Genomic DNA, 11,307 nt, shown 5'->3' on the forward strand with positions numbered 1-11,307 from the left:
TGAAATCAGACGTTGTACTGTCCAGAGGCTTCCGGTTGGTAAAGCGTCTGCATGACTTCAAGCCTTCTTTTTCCCCCGGGAACTTCCCATTCAATTATGTCTCCGACGCGATAACCCAAAAGTGCCATTCCAATAGGGGCCAGGATAGAGATGCGGTTGTTTTCGGCGTTTGCATCCTTAGGGAAGACAAGGGTCCAGATGACTTGTTCATCCGTGGCAAGATCCTTCAAATAAGCGGTGGCATTCATGGTAATGACATCTGACGGAACATCCTGAGGATCGACAATTGTCGCTCGTTCAAGCTCCTTTTCCAGCATGTCGATGGGGAGCTTTGTCTGACGTGGCGAATTACGGTAGGCTTCAATTAAATGGATTAACCGGTCCAGATCGAAAGTCGTGATGAAAATTTTTTTCTCGATCATAATGAATTCCCCATAAAGTTCATTGACGTCTTGTTGACAGCCATTATGATGGATCATGGAAATTATAACATAATGGAGCAATTAGAAGACCAAAAACGGACCTATTGAACTTTATGGCATATTGTTCAGACCGATGTGGCCCAGTCAAAACGTACACTTCGTTAAGCCGCTTTTGCCATTTTACATTCTTTTTCGAAGTCATTTGGATTTTGATAGCCAAGGAACGGGTGCGGTTTTCGGCTGTTGTAAAACAGCTCAATGCAGGCCATGACATCCCGTTTGCCGGGAAAATCTTGCTCACCCTCGCCGGCCGCCGGCGGCGCAAATAAAGCGCGAAGCAAGAAGAGTTGAGCTTCGGGTTACGTATTCATTCAACCCTGCAATTGTCCGATTCAATTCTCCCGGGGGTGCTTTGCCGATGACTTTACCATGACAGAGTACTGATTTGGCTGATTTTAAACCATGATTTCTTAGATGTTGGTGACTTCAATTCCAGGGTTAAGATGGAAAGCCAGCCTTTTGCGGCTGCCTTGTGATGGCCACGCTAAACCCGTCAGTGAATTGAAGACTGAAACGAGTCTCCATGATTATCAACGGTTTTCATGGCTTCAAGTGTCCAAAAAGGTCTTGTGAAAACCCGCGAAACCTCTTATGAAGACGCAGGGTGGTTCCATCCACCATGTATCACTTAGCATCACTTAGAAAGATAAACCTTTCGTTTTGGGAGGAAGTCATGAAAATCATGGTTTTTGCGCCCCATCCGGACGACGAGATCATCGGTTGCGGCGGGACGCTCGCCGGCCATGTCCGGGCGGGTGATGACGTGGTCATTGCGTATCTGACTTCCGGAGAGGCGGGGAGTCTTGCCGTTCCTTCCGAGGAACTGCGGGTCGTCCGGGAAGGGGAGGCCCGGGAGGGGGCAAGACATCTGGGTGTTCATGATCTGATCTTCCTCCATTTTCCTGACGGCTGCCTCGAATTTTCGCCGGAGTTGATCCGCACGCTTACCAGGCTGATTCGGGGAAAGGCCCCCGATGTGCTGTATCTGCCCCACGGACAGGAGACCCCCCGGGACCACCGACTGACCCATGAACTCGGCCTGGAAGCCGTCCGCCGGGCGGGTGGGCCCTGGTTCCAGGACTGCGGCGGGGAGCCTTGGCATGTCAGACACGTTTTGTCCTATGAGGTTTGGACGCCCATCGTCGCGCCTGCACATTATAACGATATAACCTCTTGGATCGATCTCAAGGTGGCGGCGCTTCGCTGCCATGCCTCCCAGGTGGCGACGGTGCCCTATGACGAGGCTGTCAGGGGCCTGAACCGTTATCGCGGGATTCTCTCCGGAACGGGCGACTATTGTGAGGCGTTTCAGGTCATAACAAGGAATCCTTCGACAAGGGAATGAATGGATTTTCCCCGTCATCCCTGGCCGGATTCCGGATGCGGCGTTCCGGTCGCCTTTCCGTCATTACGCAAGGACACCGTCCGCTCAGGACGGCAAGGTCCCTTCCTTTTCAGTTGGAGCGCTGATCCCGGACATCCGATGTCCTTGCATTTCCACTGATCCATGCTAATCTTTACCCATCCGGGGTGCCGATGTTTTTTCACTGTCAATTCAGGAGGGGAGAAATGAAAAACTGGAACATGGACATCGCAGGCGTAACATTTAAAAATCCCATCATAGTCACTGCGGGTACGCCCACAAGAAAGGTTCACGGGCTGGAAAGCTCTATCAGGGCCGGTGCGGGGGGGGTATGTACCAAAAGTATCAGTTTTCAGCCTTTCAGTTGGCCGTTTCCCCGTCCGTGTAATTCTTTTCTGGATAAATGGGGGGACCCCGGTTCCATCATCGGGTTTGAACTGGGCTTCTGGCAGCCGGAGGAGGGTGAAAATTTCATTAAAAAAATCAAGCCGCTTGCGGAAAAAGAGAATACCCGGGTGATCGCAAACATTGCGGTCGAGGAGTTTGAAACGGAGAAACTGAAGGACTTGGCCAAAAGGCTTCAGGACAGCGGCGCCGATATGATAGAAATCGGCTGCCCGTGCCCCATCCTGATTCCGATAGAAGTATCCGAAGCATGGTATGAGAAAAATCTCTCTCGGGTGATAGAAATCCTGAAAGAGGCCGTGGATGTTCCCGTTTACCCCAAATTGTTCGTCGATGCCCTGAGCGAGAAAAACATGAGAAGGATTGAGGACGCCGGGGCGGATGCGGTTCACCTGGTTCCTCCTCCCCATGGTATCACCGTTGATGTCGAAAGTGGTAAACCGTTCATTCCCATTTACGGGCTTTATTATAACCGGGGCTGGCGCGGTATCGGATCCTATTGGACCTACATTGTGTCAGAAATGGCAAAAATTCCGGTCATTTCTTCCGGGGGGGTCTTTGGGGGCAGGGATGCGGTTGAGCGCGTCATGCTGGGTGCCTCGCTCGTGGGGATATGCACGGCCGTAATATATTACGGATACCAGAGAATAAGTAAAATCATTAAAGAATTCGATGAATTCATGGAGAGAAAAGGTTTTGGGACTATTGAAGACATACTCGGAGTCGCTTCACCTTATGTCGGTGACCTTCAGGCATTCGGACGATTGGTCCAGCAGAGACAGGTCCCGAGAGAAACGCTCACCATAGAGATCGATTATGGGAAATGCACCAAATGCGGGCGGTGCCTGGTTTGCAATTATGGCGCGATGACGATGGAGAACAAGACCCCCAGAATTGACCTGACCCTTTGCGAAAGGTGCGGTGTCTGCGAGTCCTTGTGTCCCGTGGATGCGATCATGATTCAAAGACCCGTTTAAATATCACTTTACGACAATGGCGACGGAGCTCCCAGGGCCTAAACGACGGCGATGATTTTCCCAGCGGGCGAAACGACTGCGTTGGGTATTACGATAGAGGGTGAGGTCTGTTTCCCTGGGCAAGGAAAGTTCCCGGCTGTGGATAACGAGGACCGACTGCCTGCCCGCGACGATCGCGTCTAGCAGGAAAGTTTCCAGGGCCGGTTGGGCTGCTGTGATCGTATAACCGTGGAGATCGATGTGGGTCTGGACGGGGAAATCGCTCCGGGGGAGACGCCGGGCCCATTCCAGGGGAAACCGGTAGCCCGTTCATTCCGGGCATGAAAATATCTGTGAGAATCACATGGGGGGGGAGCCTGCTGGACTAAGCCAATTGCATCCCGCTTATCGTAGGTGCAAACCACCTCTCGATCAGCTAATTCCAATATGGCCTTGATGGAATCTTCCGTATCTGGCTCATCCTCAATGAGCAAGACTCGAACCATATATGCCCGCTCCGCATGCCAAGAAGAACGTTCACAAGTATCGATGTGACAGGCTGGGAGTTCAACCGCAAGTGCTTTAGGAGAGAATGAGGGGCTGTATTCAAAGTGGATGCGTGGCCCCACCTCATTTGGGAAACAGATCCTAATTGAAAAACTATCGGAGCGGCTTGCGGGCTGTCATCTGGTAGCAGTAGTCGGGCAAGGGCTCTGAGTCGATTAAAAATTGAGTGGGCTCCAGCACGAACCCCACGTCTGTTAAGTATGGCGCGATCAAGTCTGGGGGCGTTAGGTATTCCAGTATGGGGGTGCGATCTTGATTGCGGAATATCTTGTGCAAGGCCTCGTGGGCAATCTCCTGGAGTCTCTTATCCGGAAATTCTTGCATGACGCATTCTCCCGTAGCATCCAGGCGGGCTGAGACAGCATGTTTATCAATCTTGCCGTCCGGGGCTACGAGACCCACCATGCAAAGCTGCCAGAGGTGAGCCACTAGATGCCAAAACCGAGCGATTTTCTCTTGATGAGGCATGGTGGAGCTGGTGGCTTTAAAGTGTGCAATGCGCTTGTCCCTAAGGGACTCGAATGATGGCAATTCTTTTGGGTGCGCTTGACCTTTGAAGCAGAACACGCCCCCAGGTTTGAGGTAGCGATGCACATTGCAAAAGAACGTGCGCCACTGTAAGGGAAATTCCAAAAACAAAGGACCACCATCGCACACAACGTAATCGAAGGCGCCATCTAGTCCTGGTTGATGCTCCAGCCAATTGCCTTGAACCGACTCGACGTTGGACCAATCTTGAGTCGCCAAGTTCTTCATGCCCAACAAAATTTCCATGCTCAGATCCAGTCTGACGATTCTGCTGGCCCCGATAATGATCGCAAGATCCACTAATTCTGGTGTCGCTCCACAAATCAGGACACTTGCCTGTGGCGTAAGACGCATCACATTTCGATAATGGGCCAGTCCGAGTCGGCTCGGGCGTATGGGAACGGGTTGCACATCCCACAAACGGACATATTCTGAGGCAGCATGGTCATCCATCACTTATCTCTCCTGTGTGAAGAATTTTTTATAAACAAAAGTCTGATGCTGGCGCTTTCCCTTTAGAAGGGTTTTTCCACAAAATCTGAACTGAAAGGAGAAAGCACTATGAAACTGGAGATGACACTATCTGAAGCAAAGGAGATTTTCAAGGAGATTCAAGAACAGCCGGGGCAATTATTCGAGATCATTCGTACAGACATACGAGAGACAGTCGGGCAATACCTGACGCCGATTATGGGAAATGCACCAAATGCGGGCGGTGCCTGGTTTGCAATTATGGCGCGATGACGATAGAAAACAAGACCCCCAGAATTGACCTGACCCTTTGCGAAAGGTGCGGTGTCTGCGAGTCCCTGTGTCCCGTGGATGCGATCATGATTCAAAGACCCGCTTGATTTACGGCAATGGCAAGGGGATTTCCAGGACTGGGATGTGACGGTTTTCCATATGGGTGAAACGGCGACACCTTCCTTGTGATGGAGGATAAAGCTCCGTTCCCGGTGAGAGGGGGAAACTGTATAAGTCTCGAAAGGATTTTTTCGTCTTCATGATGCTTCCCTACCCGAGCTCTGAAAACGTGTCAATTGTCAAAGAATATTTGCCATGTATTAACAGTTACTTATAGATGTTTCGCTGTACTAAAAAGTCGAAAGAGCCATAAAATTGAATAATTGATACTTGCAGCCAAAGGTGCGACGCGCATTGGAGGGTTTATTACCCTGTGTTTTCCATGTTCGCTCATTTGATGACGTAATGAGTGGAAAAAATACAGCCCCAGCCCTTCGGGCTGGCTGTGATGCGCTTGGTTTTTAGCATGGATCATTGTGCATCAAGATGCAATGTCCGCTCTCAAAAACGGCAGCTCAACAACAACGTTCGCACACAAAGGGAGATAAAATATGGCCATACCGGATTTTCAAAGCGTCATGCTTCCACTACTCGAATTTTGTGCTGATGGTCAGGAATATACAAATCGGCAAGCTATTGATGCAATGTCTCAAGAATTTGGCCTGACTGAAGAGGAGCAAAAACAGCTTCTCCCAAGCGGACAGCAACGCATATTTGAGAATCGTGTCGCATGGGCTCGCGCTCATATGAAAATGGCTGATTTGGTTGAGAACACTAAACGTGGGGTATTCCGTATTACAGAGCGTGGTAAGAATGTCCTTTGGTACTTGGCATTTTGCGGCAATATGCCGCTTAAGCCAAGTTGGTATATCATGGAAAATTTGTCCGACAGCAAAAAAAATGATGTTCTTCCGGAATTTCAGGCCTTTCTTTTGGATAAAAAACTGGCACCGGGAAAGAACGTCTTTTTTTACGCTTTATGGGTAAGCAAATTTTTAAACTTTGCAAACAAAAAAACAAATACCGCCCGATCAATATCAGGAAAACGCAGTCATCGAATTTATCGAAACTCTAAAGTCAAATTCCAATGTCTCTGACTGGCAAATCCGGCAGGCCGGTGACGCCATCCGTTTATTCTATTTTCATTATCGCGGCTGCAAACCGAAAAATCTATCGGCGGGGAAATCCTCCGACTTTACGTCGGAACTGCTTACAGAAGTGAAGTTGAAAAACAAATTGTCAATCACCGTATAAGGGACCGGGCCTCTTCCCGGCCTCCTTTTTTCTTGGGGGTCCTTCCGGCCTTTTTGATGCTTCCTTCCGGGGGGCGGAAGGAACCTCCCCGGGACCGCCAAAAGGGCCTTGACCTTCCCGAACCCCGCTCCTATAATGGTTCCATCCCACTCTGAAGGAGGACGCCATGAAGAACACCCTCGTCAACAAGCGCGATCAGGAATTCATTCTCTTCGAACAGATGGCCATGGAGCAGGTTCTCTCCGGCGGGGCCTACGGCGGCCTGACCCGGGAGGATGTTCTGCTGATGCGGAACGAGGCGGAAAAAATGGCCCTCCGGGTCTTCGTTCCCCTCTACGCCGAGGGGGATCGTCAGGGTTGTACCTTCGAAAACGGCCAGGTCCGTATCCCCCCGGGTTTTCACGAGGCCTACCGGACCTTTGTGGACGGGGGCTGGTTTACCCCCCCCGAAGGCGGCCCGGCCCTCCCCGTGTCCATCCGGACGGTCTGCGCCGAGTTTTTTTACGCCGCCAATTTTTCCCTCTTCACCTACCCGGGCCTGAGCGCCGTGGCGGCGGGCCTGATCGGGGAGTTCGGCACGGACCGGCAGAAGGAACGCTACGGCGCCCCCCTGGGCCGGGGTGACTGGACCGGGACCATGTGCATGAACGAGGCCGACGCCGGAACGGATCTGAGCGCCGTCCGGACCCGGGCGAAACGTCTTCCCGACGGCTCCTACGGGATCACGGGGAGCAAGTGCTTCATCACCAACGGCGATCATGACCTGACGCCGAACATCGTTCACATCGTCCTGGCCCGGATCGAGGGGGATCCCCCCGGGATGGCGGGCCTGTCCGCCTTCATCGTCCCCAAGTTCCGCCTGGGGGAAGACGGCCGCCCCGGGGCGCACAACGACGTCCACACGGGGAATATCGAACAGAAAATGGGCATCCAGGGCTCGGCGACATGCACCCTGAATTTCGGCGATAACGGGGACTGCGTCGGGGAACTCCTGGGGCGGGAGCGGGAAGGGTTCCGTGTCATGTGTGGCATGATGGACGTGGACCATCTCGGCGTGGCCATGCAGGGGCTGGGGCACGCCACGGCGGCTTACGAACACGCCGCGGCCTACGCGAAGGAACGGATCCAGTGCGCCTCCATCCTGGAGATGAACAACCCCGAGGCAAAGCCCATCCCCATCATCGGCCATCCCGACGTGCGGAGGAACCTGCTCTGGATGAAGGCCCACGTGGAAGGCATGCGGGCCCTCAACTATTTCACCGCCTGGTGCATGGACATGGCCGCCGTCACGGAGGACGAGGAAGGGCGGCAGGACTGGCAGAGCCTGGCATCGTTTCTCGTCCCGGTCTGCAAGGTCTACTGTTCCGATACGGGCTTTCTCGTCTGCTCCCGGGCCATGGATGTTTACGGTGGCTACGGTTACTGTTCCGACTACCCCATCGAGCAGTACCTGCGGGACTGCAAAATCGCGTCCGTCTACGAGGGGCCGAACGGGATCCTCGCCCTGGACCTGGTGGGGAGGAGGTTAGGGGAAAGAGACGGCGCCGGGGTGAAGAAACTTTTCGCCCGTCTGGAGGAGGCCCGGCAGACATGGCCCGCTTCAGGTCCCCTCCAGGGTTATGGGCCCCTTTTCGCCGACTCCCTCCGGGCCTTTCAGGATGTGACGGGGGGGTTTGCCGCCGCGGCGGGGAGCGGGGATATTCTGACCCCCGTTTTGCACGCCTCCCCCTTCCTGCGCGTCCTGGGGGATCTGCTTGTGGCGCACTTCCTGCTCGAAGGGGCCGCCGTCGCCTGCGGGAAGCTGGAGGTCATTTACCAAAAAGAGGGCCTTGAGGATTCCCGGGAGGGGCAGCGCGCCCTGGCAGCGGCCCATGACGATGTCGCTTTTTATCAGGGGAAAATCGCGGCGGCGAAGTTCTTCGCCAATGAGGTGCTCATGACCGTGAAAAGCCGCTGTGACGCCATCCGGGCGGCGGAACGGGCGGCCCTGGAGATGGCGGACGAGTCGTTTTGACGTCGCGCCCTCCGACCGGACGTTACACCCGCCCGGCCCCGTCCTATCATGTCACTTCGAACATCCCTTCATGTCACTTCGAACGAACGTGAGAAGTCTTAAGCGTAACGCCGCCTCCGAAACCTTGCGGGTTAAGATTTCTCCCCGGCTTGCGCCGGGTCGAAATGACATGGAGGCTGCCACCAGGTCGGAATGACATGGAAGCTGCCACCGGGTCGAAACGACATGGGGATGGCCACTGGGTCGCAATGGCATAGTGGGTGCTCCTCGAAACGACATGTTTTCATGTCATTCCCCATCCCGCCGACGACCTAAAATGTCATTCCGAATCCCGCCGAAGGCGGGTGAGGAATCCTGAACGTAACGCCCTGGGATGGCGCCGGGGGATAAGATTTCTCGTCGCTTCGCTCCTCGAAATGACATAGGAGGCGCCCCTTGAAATGACACGGAAATAGCTCCTCGAAATGGCATGGAGGATACTCCCGACAATGACATAGGGGATAGCCCCTCGAGATGACATTCCTTTTTGTCACTTCGAACATCCCTTCATGTCACTTCGAACGAACGTGAGAAGTCTTAAGCGTAACGCCGCCTCCGAAACCTTGCGGGTTAAGATTTCTCCCCGGCTTGCGCCGGGTCGAAATGACATGGTGGGTGCTCCTCGAAATGACATGACCCCGCGCGGGTGGCTTATTGTATTCGGAAGACCGGCGTCAGGGACCGTCTCCACGTAAGACTTACTGGAACCTCTTCTGGTCGTAGAGGCGGATGACCTTGTCCGTAATATCGTATTCGTCGTCTATCAGGTAAACGGCGTTTTTCTGCACGATCAGGGTGTACCCCTCCCGCTTCGCCAAGGCCGTAATGACGTCACGCAGGTCTTGCAGCACCTTCTGATTCACTTCGGCGGTCTTTTTCTTGTGCGCCTCGTCCAGGTCCGCGGCGAGCCTTTTGTACTCCTTGACGGCCTCTTCCAGCTTTTCCTGTTTGGCTTTCCGGGTTCCCGCCGTGGCTTTGTCAAAGTCGGCCCTGAGGTTCTGCAGGTCCTTCTGCTTTTCGACGAGTGTGGCCCGCTTGCTTTCCAGATCCCGGGTCAGGAGCGCCGTCGCCGCTTTCGCGTTCTTGGATTCCCGCACAATCTTTTGAAGATCAAAAGAACCCAGTTTAAAATCCTTCGCCCCAAGCGAAGGGATGAAAATGAAACTGATAATCAGACATGCCAGAACGACCCCAAATCTTTTCATTGGATACCTCCCTGTCAAATTGTGGATGTTGGGCGAACCTATAGCAGAAAACAAGAGGGCTCACAATCTGAAAAAAGGACCATTCCGCCGATCGGGATCTCAGGGATAATCGATTGCCCCATGCCTCAGTACAACGGGCGGTTCCCGGGTGACGTCGAGAATGGTTGATCCCGGGCCGCCGGGGGTCGCCCCTCCGTCAAGGATAAGATCGAGGCCTTCGCCGAGCCTTTCCCGGACTTCCTCCGCGGTCAGACACTCCTTTTGTCCCGAACGGTTGGCGCTTGTTGAGGTCAGGGGGGTCCCGAGAGCCCCGGCCAGAAGGAGGGCCACGGGATGGTCGGGAACGCGCACGGCGATTTTCCCGCTTCCCGCCGTGAGGCGTCTGGAGAGGAAGGGGGCGGCGTGGAAAAGAAGGGTCAGGGGCCCCGGCCAGTAGCGGGCGGCCAGTTCCCGGGCCAGGGGGGGAACGACGGCCGCGAGGCCTTCCAAGGCGGATTCGCTCCCGATCACGACGGGGACGGGGTTGCTGAAATCCCGTCCCTTGACGGCGAACAGGCGTTCGATCGCCCCTTCGTTGGCGGCGTCCACGCCAAGGCCGTAAAAGGTTTCCGTGGGGTAGGCGATGATGCCCCCACCCCTCAGAACGGCGACGGCCCGGGCAAGCGGGCCGGGCTCCGGGCGGCGAGGATCGATTTTCAGAATCGGGGCCATGCCGGTCAGTCCGTCTCGGACGCCGTCAGGTCTTCCTGCTTTTTTTCCACGTCCCGGGCGAGTTTCGCCGTGTAGGCGTCCAGCTTGTCCCTCAGGTCACGGTCTTCCAGGGCCAGGATGCGCACGGCCATGAGGGCGGCGTTTTTCGCACCGCTCTTCCCGATTGCCATGGTGGCGACGGGAACGCCTCCCGGCATCTGGACCGTGGACAGAAGAGCGTCCATGCCTCCCAGGGGGGTGGCGTCGATGGGAACGCCGATGACGGGAAGGGGGGTCTGGGAGGCGATGACACCGGCCAGGTGGGCCGCCGCTCCGGCGCCGGCAATGATGATCCTGATGCCCCGTTCCGCCGCTTGCCGGGCAAAAGCGGCTGTTCGCTCCGGCGCCCGGTGGGCCGAGGTCAGGTAGCGTTCACAGGGAATGCCGAATTCCCGCAGGACCTTGACGGCCTCCGCCATGACCGGGGCGTCGGAATCGCTCCCCATAACCACGCTGACCATGATTTTGTTGTTGTCCTTCATAATGATAATCTCCGCCCGTCCTTAACGGAAGGACCCCGTGCCCGGAAGGGCAGGGCCTCTCAGTGTTTGAAATGCCGCTCTCCCGTGAAGATCATGGCGATGCTGTGTTCGTCCGCCGCCTGGACGGCCTCGTCGTCCCGCACGGAGCCTCCGGGCTGGATGATGGCGGTGACGCCGGCCTCCGCGGCCATGTCGATCCCGTCCCGGAAGGGGAAAAAGGCGTCGGAACCGAGGACCGCGCCTTTTGTGGGCAGGGACGCTTTCATGGACGCGATCTTGACGGAATCGACCCGGCTCATCTGTCCGGCCCCCACCCCGACGAGTTGATGTTCCGTCGCGAAAACGATGGCGTTCGATTTGACATGCTTCACAATCCGCCAGGCGAAATCGAGGGCGGCATATTCCGCCTCCGTCGGCTGTCGTTTCGTCACGACCCGGGCCCTGCGGATATCGAAGGC

At 55.2% G+C, this 11,307-nt stretch carries 12 protein-coding genes and 1 pseudogene; 6 read left to right on the plus strand and 7 right to left on the minus strand.

What is annotated here, in order from left to right:
- Positions 1 to 5: 5 nt before the first annotated feature.
- The gene (rnk, locus tag GX147_06035) at positions 6 to 422 is read right to left on the minus strand and encodes a nucleoside diphosphate kinase regulator (GenBank protein ID NLN60253.1); all 417 of its coding nucleotides are present in this window, start codon (positions 420 to 422) and stop codon (positions 6 to 8) included.
- 733 nt (positions 423 to 1,155) lie between these two features.
- Between rnk and GX147_06040 the strand changes: the two genes are divergently transcribed.
- Together GX147_06040 and GX147_06045 are read left to right on the plus strand one after the other, a co-directional pair.
- Positions 1,156 to 1,827 (plus strand): PIG-L family deacetylase, encoded by a 672-nt coding sequence (locus GX147_06040; GenBank protein NLN60254.1) that lies wholly within the window; start codon positions 1,156 to 1,158, stop codon positions 1,825 to 1,827.
- Positions 1,828 to 2,051: 224 nt separating this feature from the next.
- The gene (locus tag GX147_06045; GenBank protein NLN60255.1) at positions 2,052 to 3,227 is read left to right on the plus strand and encodes a 4Fe-4S binding protein; all 1,176 of its coding nucleotides are present in this window, start codon (positions 2,052 to 2,054) and stop codon (positions 3,225 to 3,227) included.
- A 3-nt stretch (positions 3,228 to 3,230) separates the two neighbouring features.
- Here the strand turns inward: GX147_06045 and GX147_06050 are convergent, their stop codons facing one another.
- Together GX147_06050 and GX147_06055 are read right to left on the minus strand one after the other, a co-directional pair.
- Positions 3,231 to 3,518: a Smr/MutS family protein gene (locus GX147_06050; protein NLN60256.1), complete on the minus strand. Its 288-nt coding sequence runs from the start codon at positions 3,516 to 3,518 to the stop codon at positions 3,231 to 3,233.
- 348 nt (positions 3,519 to 3,866) lie between these two features.
- Complete coding sequence (locus GX147_06055) at positions 3,867 to 4,754, minus strand: class I SAM-dependent methyltransferase (GenBank protein NLN60257.1); 888 nt, start codon at positions 4,752 to 4,754, stop codon at positions 3,867 to 3,869.
- Between the two features lie 90 nt (positions 4,755 to 4,844).
- Between GX147_06055 and GX147_06060 the strand changes: the two are divergent.
- The 4 genes and pseudogenes from GX147_06060 (at position 4,845) to GX147_06075 (ending at position 8,373) form a co-directional block, all read left to right on the plus strand.
- Positions 4,845 to 4,994: pseudogene (locus GX147_06060) on the plus strand (IS256 family transposase).
- Complete coding sequence (locus GX147_06065; GenBank protein ID NLN60258.1) at positions 4,931 to 5,152, plus strand: 4Fe-4S binding protein; 222 nt, start codon at positions 4,931 to 4,933, stop codon at positions 5,150 to 5,152. Before GX147_06060 ends, GX147_06065 begins: the two are co-directional and overlap by 64 nt.
- A 504-nt stretch (positions 5,153 to 5,656) precedes the next feature.
- Positions 5,657 to 6,202, plus strand: a complete 546-nt coding sequence (locus tag GX147_06070; protein NLN60259.1) for a hypothetical protein — start codon at positions 5,657 to 5,659, stop codon at positions 6,200 to 6,202.
- A gap of 323 nt (positions 6,203 to 6,525) precedes the next feature.
- Positions 6,526 to 8,373, plus strand: a complete 1,848-nt coding sequence (locus GX147_06075) for an acyl-CoA dehydrogenase (protein ID NLN60260.1) — start codon at positions 6,526 to 6,528, stop codon at positions 8,371 to 8,373.
- A 737-nt stretch (positions 8,374 to 9,110) separates the two neighbouring features.
- On the opposite strand, the gene GX147_06080 is transcribed toward GX147_06075, so the two are convergent.
- The 4 genes from GX147_06080 to purH form a co-directional block, all read right to left on the minus strand.
- On the minus strand, positions 9,111 to 9,617 hold the full coding sequence (locus GX147_06080; protein NLN60261.1) for an OmpH family outer membrane protein: 507 nt from the start codon (positions 9,615 to 9,617) through the stop codon (positions 9,111 to 9,113).
- 99 nt (positions 9,618 to 9,716) lie between these two features.
- On the minus strand, positions 9,717 to 10,328 hold the full coding sequence (locus GX147_06085) for a threonylcarbamoyl-AMP synthase (protein NLN60262.1): 612 nt from the start codon (positions 10,326 to 10,328) through the stop codon (positions 9,717 to 9,719).
- Positions 10,329 to 10,333: 5 nt separating this feature from the next.
- Positions 10,334 to 10,849: a 5-(carboxyamino)imidazole ribonucleotide mutase gene (gene purE / locus GX147_06090; GenBank protein NLN60263.1), complete on the minus strand. Its 516-nt coding sequence runs from the start codon at positions 10,847 to 10,849 to the stop codon at positions 10,334 to 10,336.
- Between the two features lie 59 nt (positions 10,850 to 10,908).
- Positions 10,909 to 11,307: bifunctional phosphoribosylaminoimidazolecarboxamide formyltransferase/IMP cyclohydrolase (gene purH / locus GX147_06095; protein ID NLN60264.1), on the minus strand; the 399-nt coding region annotated here is incomplete at its 5' end.

The organism is Deltaproteobacteria bacterium, from assembly GCA_012522415.1.
GTDB lineage: Bacteria > Desulfobacterota > Syntrophia > Syntrophales > JAAYKM01 > JAAYKM01.